Source organism: Paramicrobacterium humi (genome assembly GCF_900105715.1).
Classification (GTDB): Bacteria; Actinomycetota; Actinomycetes; order Actinomycetales; family Microbacteriaceae; genus Paramicrobacterium; species Paramicrobacterium humi.
In genome coordinates this window covers 2,115,515-2,139,350 of record NZ_FNRY01000001.1, presented here as the reverse complement: position 1 = coordinate 2,139,350, position 23,836 = coordinate 2,115,515, and the positions used below count along the sequence as shown (strand labels likewise).

Annotated in this window: 24 protein-coding genes and 1 pseudogene; 8 read left to right on the top strand and 17 right to left on the bottom strand. The window is 66.6% G+C overall.

Annotated elements, in window-relative coordinates; genetic code table 11:
- Positions 1-86 precede the first annotated feature (86 nt).
- From BLV49_RS10640 to BLV49_RS10615, 6 genes are all read right to left on the bottom strand, one after another.
- The gene (locus tag BLV49_RS10640; protein WP_091183786.1) at positions 87-1,571 is read right to left on the bottom strand and encodes a glycoside hydrolase family 32 protein; all 1,485 of its coding nucleotides are present in this window, start codon (positions 1,569-1,571) and stop codon (positions 87-89) included.
- A 10-nt stretch (positions 1,572-1,581) separates the two neighbouring features.
- Positions 1,582-2,595 (bottom strand): LacI family DNA-binding transcriptional regulator, encoded by a 1,014-nt coding sequence (locus BLV49_RS10635; protein WP_091183783.1) that lies wholly within the window; start codon positions 2,593-2,595, stop codon positions 1,582-1,584.
- Positions 2,592-3,494 (bottom strand): carbohydrate ABC transporter permease, encoded by a 903-nt coding sequence (locus tag BLV49_RS10630; RefSeq protein ID WP_091187209.1) that lies wholly within the window; start codon positions 3,492-3,494, stop codon positions 2,592-2,594. The genes BLV49_RS10635 and BLV49_RS10630 overlap by 4 nt, the downstream gene beginning before the upstream one ends.
- A gap of 5 nt (positions 3,495-3,499) precedes the next feature.
- On the bottom strand, positions 3,500-4,381 hold the full coding sequence (locus tag BLV49_RS10625; RefSeq protein WP_091187212.1) for a carbohydrate ABC transporter permease: 882 nt from the start codon (positions 4,379-4,381) through the stop codon (positions 3,500-3,502).
- Between the two features lie 67 nt (positions 4,382-4,448).
- Positions 4,449-5,786, bottom strand: a complete 1,338-nt coding sequence (locus BLV49_RS10620; RefSeq protein WP_091183781.1) for an ABC transporter substrate-binding protein — start codon at positions 5,784-5,786, stop codon at positions 4,449-4,451.
- Between the two features lie 53 nt (positions 5,787-5,839).
- A complete protein-coding gene (locus BLV49_RS10615; RefSeq protein ID WP_091183776.1) occupies positions 5,840-7,312 on the bottom strand; it encodes a family 43 glycosylhydrolase in 1,473 nt (490 codons plus the stop codon).
- Positions 7,313-7,460: 148 nt separating this feature from the next.
- On the opposite strand from BLV49_RS10615, the pseudogene BLV49_RS17230 reads away from it, so the two are divergent.
- Positions 7,461-7,622, top strand: a pseudogene (locus BLV49_RS17230) (YfcE family phosphodiesterase); the annotation flags it as partial.
- A 21-nt stretch (positions 7,623-7,643) separates the two neighbouring features.
- Here the strand turns inward: BLV49_RS17230 and BLV49_RS10605 are convergent.
- Complete coding sequence (locus BLV49_RS10605; RefSeq protein ID WP_091183773.1) at positions 7,644-9,125, bottom strand: malate:quinone oxidoreductase; 1,482 nt, start codon at positions 9,123-9,125, stop codon at positions 7,644-7,646.
- Between the two features lie 162 nt (positions 9,126-9,287).
- Here BLV49_RS10605 and BLV49_RS10600 point away from each other — a divergent pair, with 162 nt between their 5' ends.
- Positions 9,288-10,097 carry a response regulator transcription factor gene (locus BLV49_RS10600; protein ID WP_091183770.1) on the top strand — a complete coding sequence of 270 codons (810 nt, stop codon included), beginning with the start codon at positions 9,288-9,290 and terminating at the stop codon, positions 10,095-10,097.
- Here the strand turns inward: BLV49_RS10600 and BLV49_RS10595 are convergent.
- The 3 genes from BLV49_RS10595 to BLV49_RS10585 all read right to left on the bottom strand — a co-directional run bounded on the left by BLV49_RS10595 (position 10,073) and on the right by BLV49_RS10585 (position 13,509).
- Positions 10,073-10,516, bottom strand: coding sequence for a glycosyltransferase (locus tag BLV49_RS10595; RefSeq protein ID WP_091183768.1), 444 nt, complete (start codon positions 10,514-10,516; stop codon positions 10,073-10,075). The genes BLV49_RS10600 and BLV49_RS10595 overlap by 25 nt on opposite strands.
- A 201-nt stretch (positions 10,517-10,717) precedes the next feature.
- Positions 10,718-11,875 (bottom strand): GGDEF domain-containing protein, encoded by a 1,158-nt coding sequence (locus BLV49_RS10590; protein WP_091183765.1) that lies wholly within the window; start codon positions 11,873-11,875, stop codon positions 10,718-10,720.
- Complete coding sequence (locus BLV49_RS10585; RefSeq protein ID WP_091183761.1) at positions 11,872-13,509, bottom strand: sensor histidine kinase; 1,638 nt, start codon at positions 13,507-13,509, stop codon at positions 11,872-11,874. The genes BLV49_RS10590 and BLV49_RS10585 overlap by 4 nt, the downstream gene beginning before the upstream one ends.
- A gap of 114 nt (positions 13,510-13,623) precedes the next feature.
- Here BLV49_RS10585 and BLV49_RS10580 point away from each other — a divergent pair, with 114 nt between their 5' ends.
- From BLV49_RS10580 to BLV49_RS10555, 6 genes are all read left to right on the top strand, one after another.
- Positions 13,624-14,238 (top strand): signal peptidase I, encoded by a 615-nt coding sequence (locus BLV49_RS10580; RefSeq protein WP_091183759.1) that lies wholly within the window; start codon positions 13,624-13,626, stop codon positions 14,236-14,238.
- A 147-nt stretch (positions 14,239-14,385) separates the two neighbouring features.
- Positions 14,386-14,934, top strand: a complete 549-nt coding sequence (locus tag BLV49_RS10575; RefSeq protein WP_091183756.1) for an alternate-type signal peptide domain-containing protein — start codon at positions 14,386-14,388, stop codon at positions 14,932-14,934.
- 115 nt (positions 14,935-15,049) lie between these two features.
- On the top strand, positions 15,050-15,643 hold the full coding sequence (locus BLV49_RS10570) for an alternate-type signal peptide domain-containing protein (protein ID WP_091183753.1): 594 nt from the start codon (positions 15,050-15,052) through the stop codon (positions 15,641-15,643).
- Between the two features lie 7 nt (positions 15,644-15,650).
- On the top strand, positions 15,651-16,289 hold the full coding sequence (locus BLV49_RS10565; RefSeq protein WP_091183747.1) for a hypothetical protein: 639 nt from the start codon (positions 15,651-15,653) through the stop codon (positions 16,287-16,289).
- Between the two features lie 249 nt (positions 16,290-16,538).
- A complete protein-coding gene (locus BLV49_RS10560; protein WP_091183740.1) occupies positions 16,539-17,426 on the top strand; it encodes a hypothetical protein in 888 nt (295 codons plus the stop codon).
- A 72-nt stretch (positions 17,427-17,498) separates the two neighbouring features.
- On the top strand, positions 17,499-18,251 hold the full coding sequence (locus tag BLV49_RS10555) for a response regulator transcription factor (protein WP_091183737.1): 753 nt from the start codon (positions 17,499-17,501) through the stop codon (positions 18,249-18,251).
- Between the two features lie 29 nt (positions 18,252-18,280).
- Here BLV49_RS10555 and BLV49_RS10550 read toward each other — a convergent pair whose 3' ends face one another.
- The 7 genes from BLV49_RS10550 to BLV49_RS16905 form a co-directional block, all read right to left on the bottom strand.
- Positions 18,281-18,670: a hypothetical protein gene (locus tag BLV49_RS10550; protein ID WP_091183734.1), complete on the bottom strand. Its 390-nt coding sequence runs from the start codon at positions 18,668-18,670 to the stop codon at positions 18,281-18,283.
- A gap of 100 nt (positions 18,671-18,770) precedes the next feature.
- The gene (locus tag BLV49_RS17435) at positions 18,771-19,436 is read right to left on the bottom strand and encodes an RES family NAD+ phosphorylase (RefSeq protein ID WP_091183731.1); all 666 of its coding nucleotides are present in this window, start codon (positions 19,434-19,436) and stop codon (positions 18,771-18,773) included.
- Positions 19,433-19,987 carry a hypothetical protein gene (locus BLV49_RS10540; protein WP_143034032.1) on the bottom strand — a complete coding sequence of 185 codons (555 nt, stop codon included), beginning with the start codon at positions 19,985-19,987 and terminating at the stop codon, positions 19,433-19,435. The genes BLV49_RS17435 and BLV49_RS10540 overlap by 4 nt, the downstream gene beginning before the upstream one ends.
- A gap of 300 nt (positions 19,988-20,287) precedes the next feature.
- Positions 20,288-21,343 carry an aspartate-semialdehyde dehydrogenase gene (locus tag BLV49_RS10535; RefSeq protein WP_091183726.1) on the bottom strand — a complete coding sequence of 352 codons (1,056 nt, stop codon included), beginning with the start codon at positions 21,341-21,343 and terminating at the stop codon, positions 20,288-20,290.
- An 82-nt stretch (positions 21,344-21,425) separates the two neighbouring features.
- Positions 21,426-22,691 carry an aspartate kinase gene (locus BLV49_RS10530; RefSeq protein ID WP_091183723.1) on the bottom strand — a complete coding sequence of 422 codons (1,266 nt, stop codon included), beginning with the start codon at positions 22,689-22,691 and terminating at the stop codon, positions 21,426-21,428.
- A gap of 103 nt (positions 22,692-22,794) precedes the next feature.
- Complete coding sequence (locus BLV49_RS10525; RefSeq protein WP_091183721.1) at positions 22,795-23,568, bottom strand: MBL fold metallo-hydrolase; 774 nt, start codon at positions 23,566-23,568, stop codon at positions 22,795-22,797.
- Positions 23,569-23,646: 78 nt separating this feature from the next.
- A complete protein-coding gene (locus BLV49_RS16905) occupies positions 23,647-23,790 on the bottom strand; it encodes a hypothetical protein (RefSeq protein WP_176980816.1) in 144 nt (47 codons plus the stop codon).
- Between the last annotated feature and the right edge of the window lie 46 nt (positions 23,791-23,836).

The window sequence follows — 23,836 nt, the reverse complement described above, 5'->3', positions numbered from 1 at the left end:
GGCTCCGTCCTGGTAGCGGGTATAAAAGCGAAGAGGGCGACTCCAGCGCGTGGTACTTGGCGAAGAGTCAGGTGACGAAACTGGACTCAGCCGAGTTCACCGACCTTGTCTACAGCACGGGCGTCCACGGCCTTGACCGTGATCGGCCCTCGTGCGTCGCTATCGACGGTTGTCCTGACCGGGCCGGTGCCGAGCGGAACCAAGTTTGACACGGCCGCCAAGCCGTCATTTACGAACACCTCAAGCAGCGGCCCATCAAGGCTCGCAAGCAGTTTCGCCGGTCCCTCAGCGCTGAGTGGGACCGTACTCACGGAGGGGAAATCGGGGTGAATCCTCTCGGAGTCCGGTCCCGCCCGCGTCACCCGAAGTTCGCTCTTCTCGACGTCGTATAAAACCGAAACGTTCCCGTGCCCCTCGCCTTGGAATTGCAGGCGCAGCGAGCCCGTGGAGCTTGGATCCCACTGCAGTTCGAATACGGCATTGCTGCTCGACGGCAGCTCGAGCGGTCCCTCCCCGCCGAGTACGGTCACCGGTGTCGCCGCCGCCAACCATGTAGGTACGAACCCGTACGGCTCCTGCGCAAGGCGGACGTCTCCGCCGATCGCGCGCAACGACAATCGACGCGGGAGCGACATGGCACCTCTCCATGGGGTAGTAGGAACGACGGTGGCATAGCGCCAGTTGCTCATCCAGCCGAGCATGATTGCATCGCGGTCTGGTGCGTTGTCGAAGGTAACTCCGGCATAGAAGTCCCGGCCGCAGTCGAGTCGTGTGAGGAAGTCGACCTCGGGAGTAAACGTCCGCCCATCGAATTGGCCGACGATATAGCTCATCGAGGACCCCACGGGGTCGGCCTCCTCACCCACGGGGTTGGTGCTAAGCAGCAGCACCCAGCGCATGTCGTCCGGGTCACCATCCACGCAGAGCCGAATGAGATCTGGACATTCCCAGACGATGTTCTCGGCGTCGTCCATACCGGCGTCGAGGGGGCCGAAAGTGCTGGCGTGTTCCCACTCGCATAGATCGGTGGATACATAGACCAGTACTTGCCGATCAGCGGCCTCAACAGCCACGAGCACCCAGTGAGCGTCGCCTGAGTCGTCGATGTATTGGAATACCTTCGGATCCCGGAAGTCGGTCGTTCCGCGGTCGAGCACAGGGTTGCTCGCATGGAACTCCCACACGTAGCCGCCGTCGGTGCTGGTCGCTCGCGACTGCGCCTGACGGCCGCTGTCGTACGCGCTCGTATAGAACGCGGTAAGCTGCTCAGCGCCCGGCTGCCGGCCTACCACTACTGAGCCCGAGAAGATCTGCTCACCGTCCCGACACTGCAGCGCCACCGGGTGCTCCGTCCAGCGCAACAGGTCGGGGCTCGTCGCGTGTCCCCAGCTCATGTTTCCCCAGTCCGCCCCCTCAGGGTTGAATTGGAAGTACGCGTGCCAGAGACCATCGTGATAGACGAGGCCGTTTGGGTCGTTCATCCAGTTGCGACGCGGAGTGAGATGGAATTTCGGCCGCGGCATCACTGACGATGCGGGCACAGTTCTCTCGGGCAAGATCGTTTCGGTCATGCTCTGCTCCTCAGACCGAGTGCCGGAGTATGGGCGGACACTCGACACGCAATGTTTCAACAGGGATCTCGAGCCCCAGCAGCATGCGAACTCCCGCTGCCCCGAGTTCGTAGTGCGGCAGCGCGACAGTGGAGAGCGGCGGTCGAAGGTGCGCTGCGATGACGTCCTGATTGTCGAAGCCGATGACGGCAACATCATCGGGGATACGCAATCCGTTCTCGCGCAGCCCGTCGTACAAGCCCATCGCGACGCGGTCGTTGTGGCAGAACACGGCGGTCGCGCCTGAGGCGAGCACGTCGGCAGTCGCCGCGTACCCTCCTTCCTGCTGCGGTTCGGCGAGGAAGACAAGGGAATCGTCGGACGGGATCTGCGCCGCCTCGAGAGCCGCCCGGTACCCGGCAAGACGACCAGTCTGGGCTGGTGAAGGCGTGATCGTGTTGAGGAACGCGATGCGTCGATGCCCAGCCGCAATGAGCTCCTCTGTCGCGGTTCGGCCGCCCCGCTCCTCGTCGGGGACGATGGCCGGAAGGCCGCTTCCTGAGGCAAAGCAGTCCACGAGAACGGCATCCGTCTGACGAAGCGCCTCGGGCACGGTGATCTCATGGTGATACCACGTGGAATAGAGGATGCCGCGCACCTGGTGCTCCAGCATCATCGCGATCGCATCATCCTCCACCTCGGCGTTTCCCTCGGTGTTGGCGACGAGCAGCACGAAGCCATGCTTCCAAGCTTCGTCCTGGGCCCCGTGGATGATCTGGCCAGCGAAGGGGGTGGTGGCGATCGCGTCTGCCACGAGGCCAATGAAGCGCGAAGATCCCCGCGAGAGCGTCTTGGCGAGCGCGTTCGGTCGGTACCCCAGCTCCGCGACAACCTCCTGCACGCGGCGACGCGCCTCGTCACCGATTCGCGCTCCTGGCTTGTCGTTGACGACGTGCGAGACCGTCGCGACCGACACACCTGCCGCTTTCGCGACGTCGCGCATCGTGACAGGCTGACCGCTTTTCCCGTGGTCCGGCGTGCTCATCCCTTGGTCGCTCCGCTCTCGAGTCCCTGGATCATCGCTTTGTTCAGGGCGAGGAATACCAGAAGCAACGGAGTGATCGTCACGCAGACGGCTGCGAATGTCGCCGTCCAGTCGGTGTTCCCCATCGCCCCAATGTAGTTCTGCAAACCGAGCGGGATGGTCTTCAACCCGTCGGAGAGCACGAAAGTGTTCCCGAAGATGAAGTCGTTCCAGATGAAGATGCTGTTGACGAGTACGACGGTGATGATCGTGTTCGTGGACAGCGGGAACGTGATCTGCGTGAATATGCGGTACGGGCCGGCTCCGTCGAGCGATGCCGCCTCATACGTCTCTCGTGGAATGTACTCGTAGAACGACGAGAACAGGTAGATCGCCATCGGAAGGGCGAACGCGGCGAGCGGAATGATCATCGACAAGTGCGTGTCAAGCAGCCCGACCTGCGAGTAGTCGATGAACAGGGGCACGAGCGAGATCTGCACCGGAACGATGATCCCGAGCAGGAACAGCACGCGCACGAGCGAGCTGAACCGGAATCCCAGCACCTGCAGCGCGTAGGCTCCCATCATTCCGGCCACGACGATGAGCACGCTCGCCCCGAGCGTGACGATCAAGCTATTTGCAATGTTGAGCCAGAGATTGCCTGCCGAGAACGCTCGTTCGTAGTTCTCGAGCGTAAACGATGAGGGAAGCGCAAAGGGATTGCCGCCAGCGAAGTCCGCAGCGGTGCGGAAGCTCGTCAGGATAAGCCAGAGCAGCGGATACACCTGCACGATCACGATCGCGACGATCGTCACGCTGAGCAACGTGCGTTGCGCACGCAGCCGCGGCGAGCGGGCCGGTTTGCGCTGCTTACCGCGCGGCGGTGTGGGCGGGGCGGATGACGAGGCCGGGGTGAGCACGGTGGTCACTTGTCGTCCCTTCGACGCAGGAGCAGAAGGATGAGGCCAACGGCAACGAGACACTCAAACACTATGAAGACCGAGATCGCGCTTGCGTAGCCGTAGTCGGTGTGCGCGAACGCGGTCTTGTACATGTACGTGGTCAGCAGCTCGGAGGACTGCCCAGGACCGCCGTTTGTGAGCAGGTATGGGATGTCGAAGCCGCGCAGCGCGTATGTCGTGGCCATGATCGTCGTGGTGATCCAGACCGGGCGGATGTACGGGAATCGGATGCGCCAGAACACCTGCCACCACGAAGCCCCATCGAGCCGGGCGGCTTCCTCAAGCTCGCGCGGCACGGCGATGAGCGCCGCATAGATGATGAGCATGTAGAGGCCCGTGAAGCGCCACCCCTCGGGGATCGATACGGCGGCGAGCACAGTCTGCACGTTCGAGAGCCAGGCCGTTTGCAAGTGCTCGAGCCCAACCCAAGCGAGAAGCTGATTGATCAGTCCAACAGGCTCGAGCGAGTAGAGCCGCTGGAAGAGCAGGGCTATCGCGACGGTCGAGATCACGGCGGGCAAAAGGTAAATGGTCTTGACCAGCTCGCGCGCCTTCGGGATGGCGGTGAGCAGGCTCGCCACGACGAGCGCTCCGCCAAGCTGCAGCACGAGGCAGATCACGAGATAGCCGATCGCGTTGCCGAAAGCCGTCCAGAATACGTCATCGCGCGTCAGCATCTTCAGGTAGTTGTCGAGCCCGACGAATCGCATGTCGCTGATGCCATCCCAGCGGAAGAAGCTCAGGGCGAGCGACTGGCCGATGGGCAAGAGCACGGCGATGCCGTACAGCAGGAGCGGTGGGACGAGGAAGACCGCGACGGAGAGGGCGGATCGCCGCGGCAGCATGGACACCGACATCAGCGTCCCTCGCTGTCGACCGGTGCGAACCGCCTTCTCTCTGCGCGTGAGCGTGTCAGTCATCGAGATTCTCTGCCAGAGCCGAGTCCATAGTCTTGACGAACTCGTCCGGGGTGACGTTGCCCTGCACGAGAAGCGTCAACTCCTGCTGGAGACGAGTATTCGTCGCCGGGTCGAGCTGCGTGTCCCACGGCACAGCGATCTTTTTGCCGACGTTGTCGGCCTGCTCGACCGCCTTCGAGTACAAGTCAGTCGCACCCTCGGGAATCGTAGTCTTCACGGATGTGGTCGGGGCCATCGCGCCGCTTGCCGCGTAGATCTCAGGGTAGTGCTTGAGAGCGAAGCCTAAGAAGTCACGGACGAGAGGGTCGTATGTCTTGGCGTTGACCGCCATACCAATGCCGGAAGTCGTCACGAATTCGTCGGCGTCCGTGACTGATCCCTCGATCGTCGGAAGCGTGAAGAAGTCGACCGAGTCCCGGACGCCCTCGTCGAGCGCATCTGTCGCCAGGTTCGAGAGTTCCCATGTGCCGATGTTGTAGACGGCGGCCTTACCGGAAGTGAAGAGCGCTTGGGCGTCGGCGTAGCCCGTAGATGAGAAACCCTCCTGGAAGCAACCGGCCTGTCCCAGGTCGTACAGCCACTTCGCGGCTTCCTGTCCGGCCTCGTCGGCGAACTTCGCCTCACCGTTCGCGAGGTCGCTAACGTAGTCGGCGCCGGCTTTCCGGAACGGGTAGTACGCCATGTACCGTTCCAGTGGCCACTGGTCCTGCCCGTCGAGGGCGATCGGCGTGATGCCCTTGGCGCGGAGCGATTCGCACATCGCTGGGAAGTCGTCGAGGGAAGAGGGAATGTCGATTCCCGCTTGTGAGAACAGGTCCTTGTTGTACCAGAAGTACTCGCTCGAGTATTCGAAGGGGACCATGTAGAGGGAGCCGTCGGGGAATCGCTGGTAGTTGAGTGCCGCCTCGCGGTACTGGTCAGTGAGATCGAGATCGTCGAGAAGCGCGCCGACGTCGATCATCCGCCCCTGTTTCGCGAGTTTTTGGGCAAACGGTGTGGCGTCTGTGTCAAACAGCTCAGGCAGCTTATTCGCCGCTGCGAGAGTCTCGTACTTCTGAATATACGACGGGCGGTCGGGCGTGGTGATGAGGTTGAGTGAGAAGCCTGGATGGTCCTCGGCGTACTCGTCCGCGATCTGCTTCATCGCCTGGATCACGCCACCGTCAGCCGGTCGCGAGAGCAGCCAGGAAATCTCGCGGGGGACGATATCCCCGCTAGGATCGACGGCCGTCGGGTCGGTGGCGCCGGCGCCCGAGCAGGCTGTCAGGGCGAGGGATGCGGCGGCGAGAGCGGCGAGGATGGTCGCGCCTCGCTTTGTCCTATTCGGCATTGTCAGAATCTCCGTTGATGTGTTGGGGGTGGGTGGATTTCGGTGTATTGCGGTCAGTAAGCAATAGCGAGGACGTCGTCCTGCGGCGTCATCGGGTCGGTGCGCTTGGCGCGGGTATGGGCGATGAACTCCCGGATCGTGACGGATCCATCACCGACGAAGGCGCCGAGGCGACCCGTCGTGTGGTCGTAGACGCGGGTGCTCAAGACTGTGGCATCGTCGAGGGTCGCGATGACGAGCTGGCCCGAGAGGATGACCTCGAGCACGTGCTCGCCTGGCGTGATGGTGCACGGACGCTCGAGTTCGACGGCGAACGGCACGTCGCCGGAGATCTGCCACTGCTCGGTGCCCGTTACCCGGCGAGGCCAGCGATCGAACAGGAGGCGCCCGCGACCGGGCTCGAGCCGGATGGCGTACCCCGTCTCGCCGTCTGAGCTCGCCCGGAAGAGCACGCCGCACTCGGCCGTCCGCTCAGCCACATCGAATCGGGCCACGAGTCGGACCTCGTCGGCGGCATCCGTCGTTGTCACGATGTCCGCGTATCCGTCTGGAGCGCTCAGAACAGTGTCGGCAGGGAGCGCCGTCGCCGTAGTGTCAAAGCTCTCGCGCAGCTCGGCGGTCGGGTGGAACGCGAGTGTGCCGTCGGCGCGCTGGGTGGCCTCGAGCACTGACATGGTTCCTGCCCACTGCCAGGCGCCGTCATCAGTAGAGTCCTCGCGCGAGGCGATCCAGCCGAAGAAGAAACGGCGTCCGTCCCGGGCGGCCGACTTGGCCGCGTAGTAGGCACGACCGTCGAGGGTGTCGTGCTCCGGCCTGATCCACGGACCGTGGAGACTGCGCGACATCCGGTAACGGGTGGTGAAGGCGTCGCTGAACTCCGAATAAACGAGGTACCACCAGCCGTTCCATTCGAATACCTCGGGGCATTCCTGGGCGATGTAGCGTCGGGGGTCCCAAAACGGCTCAGCCGGCTCCCACGTCGTCAAATCTGTCGACACGCACTGCGCGATAACGCCGCGTCGACGCTCGGGGCCGCTGGTGTGACGAGCGGTGATGAGCATCCGCCAGAGACCGGCCTCATCGTCGCGGAAGACGAATGGATCGCGCCAGTCGCCGGTCTCGTAGCCGGCCGTTGCACCGAACGTCTCTGAGGGATGGCGTTCCCACGTGCGCATACCATCGCTGCTCGTGGCATGGAGAATGAGCTGCAGCGGCCGTCCGTCCGCGCCCGTGCGGTCGGGGTTCTGCCCCGTGTAGAAGGCGTGGTGTGTTCCCGCTGCGTCTCGTACGACGCTGCCCGTGTAGATGTTGAAGTCCGGAGCATCAGGCCCCGCCGAGGGGATAGCTTCACCGAGCTCGTCGAAGTTAACAAGGTCCGTGGTGACGACGCGGTGCCACGGCATGCCGTCTTTCGGTTCGTGACGGGTCTCGTGCAGGTAGAAGAGGTGGAAGACACCCTCCTCTTGCCAGGGCACAACGTCCCCGACCCATGCGCCCTGCGGCTTGTAGAACCCTCGCTGAATCATCGTCACCTTCGCTTTGGTTAATCGGTTGAGCACGACAGTAACAGCCGAAAGCGACGTGGTCAAACGGTTAATCAAAACGTTACTTGACCGCCTCCAGAGCAAGCCCACAGAGTTTGGCCATCAAAGGCGCGCTTATGGCGGTGCTCGGCATAGTCACATTCCGTGGGACACGACGACGCCGGGCGGCATCCGACTACTCAATCCGGGATCACCGACGGATCGGCGCCGTCAGCCCGTGTGCACGTTCATGACCGCCGTCATCGACGAGGGGCAGCTGCGAGACGTCACGCTCGTTCCCGTCGAGCGCTGACGCGCGGCATCCGTCCCACACCTACCGGTGGATGCTCAGGGCCTCCGCCGTCTCGTCCAGCACGTCGTCCGCGAGCTCGGGCTTGTCGTTGAGCGTCTCGCCGTAGGTCGGGATCATCTGCTTGAGCTTGGGCTCCCACTCCCCCTGCTTGGCGGGGAAGCAGCGCTTCAGGATGTTCAGCATGATCGGCACCGCCGTCGACGCGCCCGGCGAGGCGCCGAGCAGCCCCGAGATCGAGCCGTCCTCGCTCGAGATGACCTCGGTGCCGAACTGCAGAACGCCGCCCTTCTTTGCATCCTTCTTCATCACCTGCGCCCGCTGGCCGGCGGTGATGAGGTACCAGTCCTTCGGGTTCGCGGTGGGCATGAACTCCCGCAGCGACTCGAACTTCTTGTGCTTGCTCGCCATGAGCTCGCGCAGCAGGTACAGGATGAGGTCGGGATTGTCCTTCGCCACGGCGAGCATGTGGATCAGGTTCGACGGGCGCACCTGGGTGATGATGTCCCACCAGTGCCCCTTCTTGAGGAACTTGGGGCTGAATCCGGCGTAGGGGCCGAACAGCAGGCTCGCCTGCCCGTCGACAACGCGCGTGTCGAGGTGCGGCACCGACATGGGCGGGGCGCCGACCGCGGCCTGGCTGTAGACCTTCGCCTGGTGCTGCGCGACGACCTTGGGGTTGTCGGTGCGCAGGAACTGGCCCGAGATGGGGAAGACGCCGTAGCCCTTGATCTCGGGGATGCCGGACTTCTGCAGCAGCTTGAGCGCCCAGCCGCCCGCGCCGACGAAGACGAAGCGGGCGCGCAGCTGCCCGGGGGTCTGGCCGACCTTCTCGCGGTAGCGGATGAGCCACGTGCCGTCGGCGAGCTGTTTGAGGTCGCGCACCTCTTCGTTAAGGCCGAGGGTCGCGCCGCTCTTGGTGGCGGCGTCGAAGAGCTGGCGGGTGAGCGAGCCGAAGTCGACGTCGGTTCCCGCTGCCTGGTAGGTGGCCGCGAACGGCAGATCCTTCTTGCGGCGCTTCTGCATGAGCAGCGGCGCCCACTCGTTGATCTTCTTCGGGTCGTCGCTGAACTCGATGCCCTCGAACAGCGGCTGCTTCTTCAGCAGCTCGGTGCGGTTCTTGAGGTACTGCACGTTGTCTTCGCCGCGCACGAACGTCATGTGCGGAGTGCCGTTGATGAAGGTGCTGGGCTCGTCGAGCAGCCCCTTCTCGATGAGGTAGCTCCAGTACTGGCGGCTCACCTGGAACTGCTCGTTGATGCTGACGGCCTTCGTCGCGTCGAGCGAGCCGTCTTTCGACTTCGGCATGTAGTTGAGCTCGCACAGCGCGGAGTGGCCGGTGCCGGCGTTGTTCCACGGATTCGACGACTCCTGCGCGACCTCGCCGAGGCGCTCGAAGATGCGGATCTTCCAGCTGGGTTCGAGTTGCGAGATGAGAGAGGCGAGGGTTGCGCTCATGATGCCGCCCCCGATGAGGGCGACATCCACCGGCTCAGAAGACGTCATGGCCTCTAGTCTATGGCCGGTCGGAGGCCGCTTCGGGACGGCCGCCGCTTGGCGGAACGCACGCGCGAGACGTCCCACTCACCCCCAATGTGCGGGGGTAACCATAGTGCTCTGAGGATTCCGCCCGATACCCTGAAATCCACTTGGTTCAGAGGGGATCGAATGACCGAGCGCTCGGCGGCGAACGTCGCCGTCATCATCGAGGACGACGACGACATCAGCGCGCTGCTCGACGCGATCCTGACCCAGGCCGGATTCACGACCGTCATCGCGACGACGGGGGCGGAAGGCGTGGAGGCCGTCCGCGAGCACTCCCCCGTCGTCACGACGCTCGACGTCGGGCTGCCGGGCATCGACGGCTTCGCCGCCGCGCGCATGATCCGGGAGTTCAGCTCGACCTACATCGTCATGCTCACGGCGCACGATGACGAGATCGACACGGTGCAGGGCCTCGGCGCGGGCGCCGACGACTACATCACGAAGCCGTTCCGGCCCCGCGTGCTGCGCGCCCGCATCGAGGCGCTGCTGCGCCGGCCGCGCACGATCACCGAGCCCGCTCTCGTTCCCGCGGGAGCACCCGCCTCCGAAGGCGCGCTCGTCGCCGTCGCCACGGCGCCCGTCCCGCAACAGACCCACGTCGCGACCCGCAGCTACCAGCACAACGGGCTCAGCGTCGATGCGGACATGCGCACGAGCGCCATCGACGGCGCCGACATCGACCTCACCCGGTCGGAGTTCGACCTGCTCGCCGCGCTCATGGAGTCGGGGCGCCGTGTGCGCAGCAAGGCCGATCTCGCGCTCGTGCTGCGCGGCGACGGCTACATCACGACGGAGTACGTGAGCGACGCCGATCGCCGCAGCGTCGAAGTGCACCTGGGCAACCTGCGCCGCAAGCTCGGCGACTCCACGAGCGAGCCGCGCTTCATCGAGACCGTGCGCGGCGTCGGCTACCGGCTCACCGCCGCGCGGTAGGCCCCTTCTGGCGCGAGCGGCGCCAGTCGGTTGTCGTGGATCTCGGCGACGACCTCGCACGCCTCCACCAGCATCCGCCCGTACTCGACGGGATCGACCGCGTCGTCGGCGGCGAGCTCGTGCACGAACAGCTCGTAGCGGCCGCCGCCGGAGATGTGGCTTCCCGCGAACGCTTCGGCGATGCGCGCCGTCCCGTCGGTGGAGCCCGTGACGATCACGTGGATGACGTCGGGAACCCGGAACTGGGTCGTGATGGTTTCGAGGATGCTCGCGATCGTGGCCTCGGCGTCCGACACCGTGAGGATGCACCCCACGGTCGCGCGAGCGTTAGGGAGTGCGCTCGCGCGAGCGTGGACGACGGCGTTCTTCGGGGCAACGCTGTCCGTCGCAGAGCCGGTTCGCAGGGCCTGAGGGATCATTGTCGAGGGATCCGCGTTCCTTCCTCTGGTGGCTACCGATTCCCTAAGGGGGATCCGCCGGGATCGGTTGCGCTCCAGCATGACGCATCGACCTCAAGCATCCCGTCGGGAGAGCGCCGGAAATGCGCAAGATTCGCGCAGAACAGTCGCCGCGGGCTCGTTGCAGTATTCGCCGCGACCCGATCCCCAGCACCGAGGTACTTAGACTCTGCCGTCGACGACGAGGTTGCCGCCGTTCGCGACGGCCTCGGCCCGCCTGGCTGACGCGATGGCGTACATCTCGTCCCAGTCCGGCGCCTCCACCCACGTCGTCGCGACGCCGACGCTGATCGTGAGCCGCAGCCCGCCGTCGGCGTCGACGGCGCGCTCGACGAGGGCGTTCTGCAGGCCCGCGAGCGTCGCCTCCGCCTCGAGCGGATCGACCATCGTCGTCACGACGCCGAACTTGCCGCCCGTCTCGCGGGCGATGATCGACGTGGGCGGCATCGTGTCGCGCAGCACGCTCGCGAGCAGCTTCACGGCGCGGTCGCCGACCTCGCGGCCGAACGCCGTGTTGATCTCGGACAGGCTGTCGATCGAGACGAGCACGAGGCCGCTGCTCATGCCGTGCGCCCCCGCGCGCTTCATGCGATCAGCGCCTCCGCGCAGAAAGTGGGACCAGTCGAGCAGGCCCTCGATCGAGAAGCCGATCTCGCCGTACGCGCCGGATTCGAGCATCTCGTTCGCGCGTTCGATACGCAGCATCGAGATCGCGAGGGTGCCGGCGACGACGAGGAGCATCGTGAGCCCCGTCGTCGCAGCGGTGCCGAACCAGACGAGGAAGAGCTCGGAGTCGGCGCCGACCGTGTAGAAGACGATCAGGCGCACGATGTAGAACAGCGCCTCGATTCCCGTCGCGGCGAGGAGGACGTAGCCGTTGATGCGGTGGCGCAAGCGCCGCGTGAAGCACTCGGCCGCGGCGAGCAGCGTGAAGCCGGCGATGCCGATCCAGGACACGGGCGCGCCGGCCCACTCGTTGTCGGCGGGCGCGTCGACGAGCGTCGCGACGAAGACGATGGCGGCGACCGCGTAGACGGCCCAGACCAGGCTGCGCCGTCCGTTGAAGGTTCGGATGCCGAGCCAGATGCAGCCCATCGCGGCGACGATCGTCGGGTTGCCGACGGCGTTCGCCCACCAGATGTCGTCGCTGGCGCCGTAGACGGCGAAGGCGAGCGACGAGACGATGCCGAAGGTGAGAGCGGCGCTCCAGTACATGCCCACGCCGTCGAGCCGGCCGAACACCGTGTTCATGACGAAGATGACCGTGCAGACGATCGTGAGCAGCCCGCTCATGACGAGAACGGTCGTGGTGTCGATCATCGCTGTTCCTCCAGTTGGGCCATCGCGCGCGGAAGCCGCACGGTGAACGTGGATCCCAGGCCGGGCTCGCTCGTCACGGTGATGTCGCCGTCGTGCTGCCGCACGATGTCGCGGCTGATGTTGAGGCCGAGCCCGGTTCCGCCCACGCTGCCGGCGGAAGGCGCCCGGTAGTAGCGAGCGAACACGGCGTCCACCTCGTCGGCTGTGAGTCCCTGGCCTGTGTCGGTGACCGTCAGCTCGAGACACTCGCCGTCCTCCGCGATGCGGACGACGACGGAGCCCTGCGGCCTGTTGTACTTGATGGCGTTCGAGACGAGGTTGTCGAGAACCTGCCGCAGCCGGAACGCGTCGCCGACCATGAGCGCGGGCTCAACGACATCGCAGCGCACGTCGACGCTTCCCGCCGATGGTCGGGCGGCCTCGACGGCGTCGCGAGCGACGTCCGCGAGATCCATCTCGGCCTTCGTGAGCTTGAGGCCGACCGCGGCGGCGCGCGAGGCCTCGAGCAGGTCGGTGACGAGCCCGAGCATGCGGTCGCTGCTCTTGAGCACGACCTCAAGCTGGTGGCGCGTGGTCTCGGAGAGCTCGGGAGCGTCGACTGCGAGCTCGACGAATCCCGTCACCGACGTGAGCGGGTTCTTGAGCTCGTGTGTGACGGAAGCCATGAGGTCGTCGCGCGCCTTGACGGCCTGGAGCTCCGTGGTGATGTCGCGGGACACGACGACGGAGCCCGAGACGTCCCCGTCGGCGCCGTCGAGGCGGTGGCCCGTAATCGCGAACGCGAGGCGCTCCTCGGCATCCGGGTCTCCCATCCACACGACGACGTCGCGGAAGGACTCCCCGCGAGCGGCGCGTGCGAACGGCCGCTCCTCCTCGGGGATGAGCGTGCGGCCGTCCGCCGCGTAGAGGTGCTCGGCGCCGAGGCGCCACTCCGGCTGGTCGTGCGAGCGCATCCACAGCCGGTGCGCGTCGTTCGTGAACACGGCGCGGCCGTTCTCGTCCATGCGCACGACGCCGAACCGCACGGCGTTGAGGACCTCGTCGAGGAGCTTCTCGCCGCGCCGGGAGCGCTCGAGGGCGGCCTCGAGAAGTCCTGACTGCCGGTCGAGGATGACGCGCTGCGCCTGCGCGCGCGTGCGCGACTGGTAGATCGCCGTCGCGACGAACGCGAACGTGATCGGCAGCACGAGAGTGCGCGGCAGGTCGACGGCGGAGAACTTCGACGTCTCGGAGACGATCAGGACGATGTAGAGCACGCTTGCAAGGGACGGGCCGAGCACGGCTCCCCACCGGCGGAAGTACGAGGCGAGCCAGATCACGGGGAACGCGTAGAAGAGCGCGACCGTGATCGTGGGCTGGTTCAGCCGCATGAGCGTCACGGCGATGATGTCGAGAACGGGGATGACCCCGATCGTCCACGACGGCACGCGCTCCCAGTCGATGGTCGCCGCGAGCGCCGTGAGCGCGAAGACGAGCGTGACGCCGAGGAAGAAGGAGATCTCGGAGACGACATCGATGTCGACGATGAGGAGGATGACGACGAGCGTGAGGACGCACACGGCCATGACGAGCTGCGTCAGAAACACCGAACGCCGCACGCCGAAACGGTGCGTCCGTGGGTACTGCGGGCTCATAGTCCGAGCGTACCGGGCCGCGGGGCCTGTCCGAATGGGCACTTCGTCCCCTTTTTACGTGGCGTGTCGCCGGCAGCCGCCTAAACTGTCGAGGACCACTGCCCCAGGAGAGCGATGCCCGCACACGCCGACGACGCCCACGCCGAACAGAGCAACGTCGCGCCTGAGCCCACACGCCGCTCCCGGCGACGGCCGCCGTCGCGGCTGCGGCGAGCGCTCTCGCTCGGCACGCGGATTCTCGGCTGGAGCGTCGCCGCGCTGTGCGTGGTGCTCATCGTCGCGTTCGTCGTCGTCCCCCGCGTCACCGGCGCGACGCCGTACACTGTGCTGACCGGGTCGATGCGCCCCTCGATGCCGCCCGGCACCCTCGTCGTCGTGAAACCGGTCGACTTCGACCAGATCCGCGTCGGCGACGTCGTCACGTACCAGCTCGTCTCGGGGCAGCCCGAGGTCGTCACGCACCGCGTGACGGCCATCGACGTCACCGACGAAGGGCCCCGGCTGAAAACGCAGGGCGACGCGAACGCGATCGCCGACGAGAAGCCCGTGCGGGCCGAGCAGGTGCGCGGCGTCGTCTGGTACTGGGCGCCGTACATCGGCTACGTCACCTCCGGCGTCTCGGGCACGACGAAGTCGTGGGCCGCGCGCGGGGTGGGCGTTCTGCTGCTCGGATACGCCGCGTTCGTCGTCGTCTCCTCGATTGTGAAGAAGCGCCGCACCCACTCTTGAGGATGCGTTGAGGATCGCCGGGAAGTCCTGAGGAATTCCTTTCCCGCATTGTCGATTCTCTGATCTCGGGCTTGATCTTGCCTCGGCACGATGGGACATGTCCAGAACGGACACACCCCCACACTCCCTACGTGAAAGAGGTCCACAATGAAGAAGTCAACGACCGCAGCCCTCGCCGGCGGCCTCGGATTCGTGCTGCTGCTCGGCGGCGCCGGAACCCTCGCCTACTGGAGCGACGCCGACGCCGCCTCCCCCGAGACGATCGCCTCGGGCACGCTCGACCTCGGCACCGCCACCTCCGGAAACTGGACCGTGCGTCACGGCGCGAACGACACCACGCCCGACGCCTACACCGGCCCCATCGTCCCCGGCGACATCCTCACCAAGACCATCGACGTGCCCGTCACCATGATCGGCCAGAACCTCGCCGCCGACCTCACCGTCGCGAACCCGAGCGTCCTCAACGCCTCCGCCGCGAACCAGGGCCTGCAGAAGGCGCTGAAGATCCAGGTCGTGAGCGTGAACGGAAAGGCCGGCCAGTCGGCATCCCTCACCGCCGCCGACGACAAGAAGTCTGTTCCCGTCGTCGTCTCGGTCACCTTCCCCTCCGGCGCGAGCAGCGACAACGCCGCCGCGTCGCAGAGCCTGCAGTTCGGCGTCTCCTACACGCTGACCCAGAAGCCCATCGCCGACTGAGCTTCACAACCGACCTCTGACCGGGAGCGGCCCTGACCCGAAACGGGGCCGCTCCACACGGCCGGACTCCCCCACACGACTTCCCACCACAGACACGAGCGAGAGAGCGACACGGATGAACAAGGCACTGCGAGCATCGATAGCGGGAGTGCTCGGCCTGACCCTGCTGACCGGCGGCGCGAGCACTCTCGCAAGCTGGACGGACACCGACTCCGCCGCTCCCGAGACCATCCAGTCGGGCTCGATCGCTCTCGGCGCCATCACGAGCAAAGACCTCTCGGCCACGATCAAGCAGCGCATCCCCGGAAAGACGGACACCGTCGCCGTGCCTTACACGGGCACCGCCATCGTTCCCGGCGACGTCATCACCGCCACCGTCGACATTCCCGTCACCATGGACGGCCAGGAGATCACCGCCGTCTTCGCCGTCGGCTCCGTCGCCGTGACCGCCGCGGGGTCCGCCGCAGCCGACGCCGCTCTCGCCACCGCGCTAAACGTCAACGTGCGCGTGATCTCGATCGACGGAACCAGCATCGCCGGAACGCCGAGCATCACCCTCACGCACACCGCCGGAACCCCCGTCGCCCGCACCGTGCGCGTCGTCATCGAAGCGACGATGCCGTGGGGCGCGCCCGGCGACGGAAACGCAGCCGTCGGCGGATCCGTCATCATCCGCCCCGTCTACACCCTCACCCAGACGATCCCTTAGGACTGACATGGGACGCCACGCTCGCTCTCGCTCGGCCTCGCCGCTGGCCGCGCTCGCCACCGCCGGCTTCGCCGTCGCGGCCGCGATCGTGCTCATCACCGGCCCCGGCACCTCGGCCGCCCTGAGCGACGCGACAACTCAGCCCGAGCAGCGCATCACCGCCGGCGGACTCACCCTCGACGTGACGCAGTCGACGTCGTGGCCGGTCGTGACCGGCGCCGCCGCCGGATCCCGCGGCATCACGACGAAGTCGACGACCGGCATCGTGCCGGGCGTGCGCGCCGCAACGGTGACGTTCACGATCACCAACGCGAGCAGCTCCGCCGTTCCGGCCGCCGTCACCGGCACCGTGAGCGCCCCGAAGACCGCAGCGTGGACGGCCGCCGAGAGCTACACCACCGTCACCGGCGGCGGCAGCAAGGGCTGCGCCGCCGGCGCCATGAGCACGACCGGCTCCGCCATCACCCTCCCCGTGACGAGCAGCCAGGCTCTCGCGCCCGGCGCCAGCTGCACCGTCACCGTCACCACGACGCTCTCTCGCTACAATGCAGCGGGAAGCGACGCCGCGATCGCCCTGCAGGGCTCGCGGCTGGCCGATCTCGCCGCCTTCACGCTCTCCGCCACGCTCACGCAGACCCCGAGGTAACACGTTCATGACCCGCCGTTCACTTCGCCGCTTCTGGCCGATCGCCGCGCTCATCGCCGTGCTCGCGCTCGCGATTCCCACGGTCGGCACTCTCGCGCAGCTCACGGCGCAGAAGAGCGCGACGGCGACGGTCACCGCCGGCGACTGGTGCGCCATGCCCGACGCGGCGGCGAAGAAGAACGTCTACAAGCTCAGCGACTTCACCGACGTCTCCGCCCCGAGAAGACCGGCGGGTCGACAGCGACGCACATGCTCGTGCTTCCCGTCGCGAACGACGGAAGCTTCGCACCGGTCACGCCGCTCTCCTCCACCGTCGGCGCGACGCAGAATCAGCTCGGCGTGCGCTTGTGGAGCTGCGCCAACCTCACCGCGTCAGCCGGAAACCTCAAGGTCACCGCGTGGCGCGGCGACTATGCGAGCAACGCGTTCTCGTGGACGACCGCGCCCACGCTCGGCAGCTTCGCGAGCGCCCGTCTCGCAGCGACGAGCACGAAGGCGCTCGATGCCGCGACGACCGCCGCGACCGACCCCGGCTCGGAGCTGCGCGACCTGCACCGCTCGCAGGACCTGCTCGGCGGCGTCGTGGACGGCACCGACCCGGTGACGGGCCGCTACAGCTGGCTGCTGTCGACCGGCCGCTCGAAGACCGCGACGACAGCCGACCCCGCGTGCGCCGCTGCCGCGTGCTCGCTCACGCCCGGCGCCGGCATCACCGGGTTCGCGAACGTCTTCTCGAGCGACATGTCGGCCGCGGCATCCGGCGGTGTGTCAGGGAACTCGGTGACGTATCTGGCGAAGAAGTACTACGAGTACGGCACCCGCACGGTCAAGGTGTGCCAGGAGCGCAGCGGAATCTGGCCGTTCTTCGGCGACTGGACCGACACCGACGCGTGCGGCACGAACGGGCTCTTCAAGCAGTACCGGCAGGTCGACCGCGAGTTCACGGGCTCTGCCGTGCCGGTGCCGGCCAGCGGCAAGCCCGCCGCGCAGGCCACGACGCTCTCCCCCGCCGCTGGCGCGAGCGTCGACGGCCTCCTGCGCGACAAGACGGGCACGAAACTGCAGTGGGTCGTGCTCGAGTGGTGGGGCAGTCAGGCGCCGACCGACCTCGAGATCGAAGTGTTCGTCGCTCCCTGACGTCGGCTCACATCCCCGTAGACTGGGGACAGACACTGGGTCGCAGACCGCACGCGAGAGGGGCGCGCACATATGCAGAACCGCAGGGCCGTCGTCATCGAGGATGACGCTGACATCGCCCTCCTTCTGGAGACCTCGCTCAAAGGAGCGGGTTTCGACGTGTCGAGCGCGTCCGACGGGCTGAGCGGCGTCGAGCTCGTCCGCGAGGTCGGCCCCGACGTCGTCACGCTCGACGTCGGTCTGCCCGGCATCGACGGCCTCGAGACCTCCCGCCGCATCCGCTCGTTCAGCGACGCGCACATCGTCATGCTCACAGCACGCACCGACGAGGCCGACGTTCTCATGGGTCTGGATGCCGGCGCCGACGACTACATGACCAAGCCGTTCCGGCCGCGCGAGCTGCGGGCGCGCATCGCCGCGATGATGCGACGACGGGATGCCGCGAGCCGCAGCTCCGAGGCCGCCGCCTCTGCCGTCAGCGCCGTCGCCGACGACGCGCGCGTGCTCGAGCACAACGGTCTCCTCTTCAACGCCGACGAGCGCACGGTCACTGTCGACGGTCGCCCGCTCACGCTCACGCGCACCGAGTTCGACCTGCTCGGGCAGATTCTCGCGAGCCACAACCGGGTGCGCACGAAGTCCGACCTCGTGCGGCGGCTGCGCGACGACGACTTCGGCCCCGACAGCTTCGTGAGCGAGGCCGACGAGCGTGCCCTCGAGGTGCACATCGGCAACCTGCGCCGCAAGCTCGGCGAAGACGTCAAGCAGCCGCGCTGGATCGTGACCGTGCGCGGCGTCGGCTACCGGCTCGCGGCCGCGCAGTAGGCGCCACGCTTCGCCGCGGCGAAACGTGCTCAGCCGCGGGCGTCGAGAACGCCGGTCAGCGCGTCCAGGGTCTGCTCGCCGGTCGTCGCGAGCGACGGGATGAGGCAGCGCACGTGCGAGATGTCGCCGGCGCGACCCGATCGCTCGACGTCCTCCGCGACGTAGTCGAGGCGCATGGCGCCGAGCATGCGGCTCGCCGAGCGGATGCTGAGGGTGCTGTCGAGCAGGTCGTCGAAGTCCGCGCGCTCGGCGGCGGAGGTCACCCGGGCGAGCCGGCCGGGCCACAGCTTCATGAACGTGGAGACGAAGCCGCGGATCGCGGCCATGTCGCCGCCGAGGTCGGCGCAGAGCCGCTCGAGGCACCGCGCGTCCACAGCGACGCGAGCATTCAGCTCGCTGCTGGCACACACGGTCGTCATTCTCGCTCCTCGTCTTCGGTTCAATGCTCCCACTCGAATATCAGGAGCACCTGCCGCAGATCCTCAACGTTTCCCAAAGATCTGGAGTGACTGCGCAAGCTTAGAAGTCTTCGACCAGGGCAGTGGGATGTGCGTGCGTGTGCCGAATGCCGATGCCGACATCGGAGGCGGCCTCGACAAGCGTCCGAGCCGGCCGTACGCTCACAAACGGCCCATCATGCGCGCCGGCATCCCCGAATATGCCGACAGCAGAGTCAACGTCGGCCTTCGAAGTGACGAACCGGGAGTTATAGAGGATGCCCCCGAAGCCCGCTCGCTCAAACGCTGAAGCCCATTGCCGTGCGAGTTCGTAGTGGGAGGTACTGGTGAGTTCATTCGTAACACCAAAGTCGGCCGCGCGCCTTGTTGTGAGGTCGGCGAGTCGAACGGGCTCCCGAGACTCGATCTCCCAAATAAGGATATGCCGCGCTTGCTCCCATCCCACTTTGCCTTCTCGCAAGAGCGACCGGTTTCGCTTCGGCCCTCCAGTAGCGCCCTGCGCTATCGGCGCGGCTACCCTTTCCATCACTGCGGTGTGGGCACTTCGCGCGAGATATAGCGTCCCTCGTGGCGTCGAAAGATCGAATCTGCCACCGACGCTGGAGTAGAACCCGAAGCTCGAGTATCTGTCCAGTGTTGAGCGGTAAAGCGATCCCTCACACCCCGAGGCGGGGAAACCGGCCAGATTGCCAGGTGAGCCCTGTGCAGGCTCGTCCCGGCTCGTCATGCGGCTCCCAGGCGGGCCGCATCCTCCTGTGCCCACGCGAGCACAAGGTCGGCGTCACCGTCCCGAAGGACATCCCACCGCGTCGACTCCCCCTCTTCATACGCACGGTCTGCCAACCATGCTGCTCGAGCCTCCTCTGAAACAAATCCGTTGGCGAGCGCGTCGAGCACGTCTTTGAGGTGAGGAATGATGTTGCCGTCGCGGAATTGCTGAACAGGGTAGAAATATGTGACCTTGTCACGTCCAAACCCGACACCGAGGAGCTTGTTGGTCTTTCGCCACCCATTGATCGTCTCAAGGTGCTTGCCAAATCTGTCGGCAACGACCGAACCACGAACCCATGGTCCCATCGCGTCGTAATAGTCCCGATCATCCGTCGAAAGATCAACCGTGTTCGTTGGTCTGGACGGGCGCTGCCGTACAACGACATCCGAGAAGGACGTGACTCCTGGCTTGAGGCCGGCACCGCGCAACGCATCGCCCTTGATGGAAAATTCGATCGCGCCCAACTTGATGATCACGGCGGCCGAGCCGTCCTCGAGATCGATCACGGTCTGATGGTGAGACGGCACTGTGTAGCCGTCATCCTTGAGCTCTACGACTGCCAACTCCGGACACCTCCCGAATATGCTGCTCCCTGAACCCTCCATCCTACCGCTCGTTTGGGCAATTTGGGCAGATTTCTCGAGCAGTCCGCACCACGTGAGACTGCCGTTCACTCGCGGACGAGGCGGACGGTCCAGTCTGCCTTCGAGGCTCGCAGGGCGCGCGAAGCGACCGTTACTGCTTTTGTGCAAACGCTAATAGTTAAGTAGCAACTTCTTGAATGGCGATCTCCGCCGCTGAGGCTGCTACGCGCTCACCTTCGCCGCCGCGATGACCTCGGCGATCTGCACGGCGTTGAGCGCCGCGCCCTTGCGCAGGTTGTCGTTGCTGATGAACAGCACGAGTCCCTTGCCCTCGGGAGCGGACTGGTCGGCGCGGATGCGGCCCACGTACGACGGGTCGGTGCCGGCGGCATCCAGCGGGTTGGGCACGTCGGCGATCTGCACGCCGGGAGCGTCGGCGAGAACCTCGTACGCGCGCTCGGGGGTGATCTCGTTGCTGAACTCGGCGTTGATCGAGAGCGAGTGGCCCGTGAACACCGGGACGCGCACGCACGTGCCGGCGACGCGCAGGCCCGGCAGCTCGAGGATCTTGCGGCTCTCGTTGCGCAGCTTCTTCTCTTCGTCGGTCTCGCCCTCGCCGTCGTCGACGATGTTGCCGGCAAGGCCCACGACGTTGAACGCGATCGGCTTGACGTACTTCACCGGCTCGGGCAGGGCGACGGCGTGGCCGTCGTGCACGAGCTGCAGCAGGTTCTCGTCCTGCACGGCCGTGCGCACCTGGCTCGCGAGCTCCATCGCGCCGGCGAGGCCGGAGCCCGACACCGCCTGGTACGTGCTCACGATGAGCCGCTCGAGTCCCGCCTCGTCGTGCAGCGCCTTCAGCACGGGCATCGCGGCCATCGTCGTGCAGTTCGGGTTCGCGATGATGCCCTTCTTCGCCTCGTCGATGGCGTGCGGGTTCACCTCGCTCACCACGAGCGGAACCTCGGGGTCCATGCGCCACGCGCTCGAGTTGTCGATGACCGTCGCGCCGGCCTCGGCGAAGCGCGGAGCGTGCGCGCGCGAGCCCGTCGCGCCGGCCGAGAACAGGGCGATGTCCAGCCCGGTCGGGTCGGCGGTCGCGACGTCCTCGACGGTGTAGTCGGCGCCGCGGAAGCGGATGGTGGTTCCGGCGCTGCGGGAGGTGGCGAAGAAGCGGATCTCACCGATCGCGAACTCCCGCTCCTCCAGCAGGTCGCGCATGACGGTGCCGACCTGGCCGGTCGCCCCGACGATTCCGATGCGAAGTCCGTTGCTCATGTCAATCCTCTGTTCGTGTGCTTCGGCTGCCGCGCGCCTCGGGCGGCGGCATCCGCTCTGTGTCTGCCTGGAGGGTGCGCGATCAGCGGCCGGTGCCGGCGTGCACGATCGCGACGGACTCGGCGTCGAGGCCGAACGCCGTGTGCACGGCGCGCGCGGCCTTCTCGAGCGTGTCGGCGCGCGTGACGACCGAGATGCGGATCTCGCTCGTGGAGATCATGTCGATGTTGATGCCGTTGTCGTACAGCGCCTCGAAGAGCTTCGCCGACACGCCGGAGTTCGCGCGCATTCCCGCGCCGACGAGGGCGAGCTTGCCGATCTGGTCGTCGTGCTGCAGCGCCGTGAAGCCCACGTCCTCCTGCTCGCTGCGCAGGGCCTGCAGCACGATCTGCGCCTGCTCCTTCGGCAGCGTGAACGAGATGTCGGTCAGTCCCGTCGCGGCGGCCGAGACGTTCTGCACGATCATGTCGACGTTCGCGTCGGTCTTCGCGACGATCTTGAAGATCTGCGCCGCCTTGCCGGGCACGTCGGGGATGCCGACGATCGTGATCTTCGCCTCGGACAGGTCGGTCGCGATTCCGGTGACGATGGGCTGTTCCACGGTGTCACCCTCCTTCGGGTTGATGACGAGGGTTCCCTCGTTGCTGTTGAAGCTCGAGCGCACGCGCAGCGTCACGCCGTGCCGGCGCGCGAACTCGACCGCGCGGATGTAGAGCACCTTGGCTCCGGATGCCGCGAGCTCGAGCATCTCCTCGGCCGTGATGACGTCGATCTTCCGCGCAAGCGGCACGACGCGGGGGTCCATCGTGTAGATGCCGTCGACGTCGGTGTAGATCTCGCACACGTCGGCGCCGAGCGCGGCGGCGAGCGCGACGGCGGTCGTGTCGGAGCCGCCGCGGCCGAGCGTCGTGATCTCGGCGGTGTCGACGTTGAAGCCCTGGAACCCGGCGACGATCGCGATCGCGCCGTCATCGAGGGCCTCACGGATGCGCACGGGCGTGACGTCGACGATGCGCGCCGCGCCGTGGTGGGCGTCGGTGATCATGCCCGCCTGCATGCCCGTGAACGAGCGCGCCTCGTAGCCCATGCTCTTGATCGCCATCGCGAGCAGCGACATCGAGATGCGCTCTCCCGACGACAGCAGCATGTCCATCTCGCGCGGCTCGGGCAGCGGCGTGACCTCGTGGGCGAGGTCGATGAGCTCGTCGGTCGTGTCGCCCATGGCGGACACGGCGACGACGACGTCGTTCCCCGCCTTGCGCGTGTCGACGATGCGCTTCGCGACGCGCTTGATGCTCTCGGCATCGGCGACGGACGAACCGCCGAACTTCTGCACGATAAGACTCACGTAGAAACTCCTGGGGGTTGTTGGGCACGGCCCGACTTCCCATTCTACGCAGGGCGCATATGCCCGCTCGCCCATGTGACGGCGCCCGGCGGCATCCGCTCGTCTACGTCGCCCCGACCGTCCGAGCCTCATCGACGGCCGAGCGGATGCCGTCACGCCACGGGTCGCCATGGCCGGGCAGCACGAGCTGGGCGTCGGTCGCGGCGAGCTTGTCGAGGGACTCGAGCGCGAGCGTCGAATTCGCCGTCGCGGCCCCCGCGATGATCTGCGGTCCGCGCGTGCCCTTGTACGGGTCGAGGGTCACGAGGGCGTCGCCCGTGATGAGCGTGCCGCTGCCGGGCAGCCACAAGGCGCAGTGCCCCATAGTGTGGCCCGGCGTGAAGATGACCTCGGGCGAGCCCGGCACCTCGAGCGCCCCCTCCGCGGGGAGCGCCTCGACCGCTTCCGCGCCCCGCACCGTGACCGCGCCGGCGAAGGTCATGGCGGCGAGGATCGGGATCGCCCGCGGGTATTTGAACGGGTAGAGGAACGGGGTGCGCTCGCGCGCGTACCTGTACGGGTGCCGCGCGATGCGGTGATCCTCCGGGTGCACCCTCGCCGGGATGCCGTGCTCGGCGTTCAGCCGGTGGGCGATGCCGAGGTGGTCGAAGTGCGCGTGGGTGAGCACGAGCGCCCGCACGTCGTCGAAGCTGCGGCCGATCTCGCCGAGCGCCGCCCTCACGTACCGCCAGCTGGTCGGGAACGCGGCGTCGACGATCGTGACGCCGGTCTCGTCCTCGAGAAGGTAGCAGTTCACGTACGCGTGCTCGAGCCGGTGCACGCCCGGCGCGAGCCTCCGGATGAATCGCGGCTGCCGTCCCCGCGGTGCCGATGCCATGGCGTGCTCCTCTGCTCGTGCTTCTCGATGCGCTTCTCTGGTCTACGCCGACGCTACGTTCGCGCCGGGCCTCCCGAATCAGTCGTCAGGCCAGGTGTGCAGGTCGAGCTCGACCGCGTCGCGGGCCGAGAGGACATCCGCCGCGAACCCGGCGTCGACTGCCGCGCTGCTCAGCAGCTCCGCGACCGCGCTTCCGTTCCCGGGCTCCGTCATCATCTCCATAACATCATGATGATCCGACTCGCTGACGCGGGGAAGAGCGACACGC

What these genes read in the sequence shown, in the direction of transcription:
- BLV49_RS10640 (WP_091183786.1), bottom strand. Translation starts at nt 1,571, where the DNA reads ATGACCGAAACGATCTTGCCCGAGAGAACTGTGCCCGCATCGTCAGTG.
- BLV49_RS10635 (WP_091183783.1), bottom strand. Translation starts at nt 2,595, where the DNA reads ATGAGCACGCCGGACCACGGGAAAAGCGGTCAGCCTGTCACGATGCGC.
- BLV49_RS10625 (WP_091187212.1), bottom strand. Translation starts at nt 4,381, where the DNA reads ATGCTGCCGCGGCGATCCGCCCTCTCCGTCGCGGTCTTCCTCGTCCCA.
- BLV49_RS10620 (WP_091183781.1), bottom strand. Translation starts at nt 5,786, where the DNA reads ATGCCGAATAGGACAAAGCGAGGCGCGACCATCCTCGCCGCTCTCGCC.
- BLV49_RS10615 (WP_091183776.1), bottom strand. Translation starts at nt 7,312, where the DNA reads ATGATTCAGCGAGGGTTCTACAAGCCGCAGGGCGCATGGGTCGGGGAC.
- BLV49_RS10605 (WP_091183773.1), bottom strand. Translation starts at nt 9,125, where the DNA reads ATGACGTCTTCTGAGCCGGTGGATGTCGCCCTCATCGGGGGCGGCATC.
- BLV49_RS10600 (WP_091183770.1), top strand. Translation starts at nt 9,288, where the DNA reads ATGACCGAGCGCTCGGCGGCGAACGTCGCCGTCATCATCGAGGACGAC.
- BLV49_RS10595 (WP_091183768.1), bottom strand. Translation starts at nt 10,516, where the DNA reads ATGATCCCTCAGGCCCTGCGAACCGGCTCTGCGACGGACAGCGTTGCC.
- BLV49_RS10590 (WP_091183765.1), bottom strand. Translation starts at nt 11,875, where the DNA reads ATGATCGACACCACGACCGTTCTCGTCATGAGCGGGCTGCTCACGATC.
- BLV49_RS10585 (WP_091183761.1), bottom strand. Translation starts at nt 13,509, where the DNA reads ATGAGCCCGCAGTACCCACGGACGCACCGTTTCGGCGTGCGGCGTTCG.
- BLV49_RS10580 (WP_091183759.1), top strand. Translation starts at nt 13,624, where the DNA reads ATGCCCGCACACGCCGACGACGCCCACGCCGAACAGAGCAACGTCGCG.
- BLV49_RS10575 (WP_091183756.1), top strand. Translation starts at nt 14,386, where the DNA reads ATGAAGAAGTCAACGACCGCAGCCCTCGCCGGCGGCCTCGGATTCGTG.
- BLV49_RS10570 (WP_091183753.1), top strand. Translation starts at nt 15,050, where the DNA reads ATGAACAAGGCACTGCGAGCATCGATAGCGGGAGTGCTCGGCCTGACC.
- BLV49_RS10565 (WP_091183747.1), top strand. Translation starts at nt 15,651, where the DNA reads ATGGGACGCCACGCTCGCTCTCGCTCGGCCTCGCCGCTGGCCGCGCTC.
- BLV49_RS10560 (WP_091183740.1), top strand. Translation starts at nt 16,539, where the DNA reads ATGCTCGTGCTTCCCGTCGCGAACGACGGAAGCTTCGCACCGGTCACG.
- BLV49_RS10555 (WP_091183737.1), top strand. Translation starts at nt 17,499, where the DNA reads ATGCAGAACCGCAGGGCCGTCGTCATCGAGGATGACGCTGACATCGCC.
- BLV49_RS10550 (WP_091183734.1), bottom strand. Translation starts at nt 18,670, where the DNA reads ATGACGACCGTGTGTGCCAGCAGCGAGCTGAATGCTCGCGTCGCTGTG.
- BLV49_RS17435 (WP_091183731.1), bottom strand. Translation starts at nt 19,436, where the DNA reads ATGACGAGCCGGGACGAGCCTGCACAGGGCTCACCTGGCAATCTGGCC.
- BLV49_RS10535 (WP_091183726.1), bottom strand. Translation starts at nt 21,343, where the DNA reads ATGAGCAACGGACTTCGCATCGGAATCGTCGGGGCGACCGGCCAGGTC.
- BLV49_RS10525 (WP_091183721.1), bottom strand. Translation starts at nt 23,568, where the DNA reads ATGGCATCGGCACCGCGGGGACGGCAGCCGCGATTCATCCGGAGGCTC.
- BLV49_RS16905 (WP_176980816.1), bottom strand. Translation starts at nt 23,790, where the DNA reads ATGGAGATGATGACGGAGCCCGGGAACGGAAGCGCGGTCGCGGAGCTG.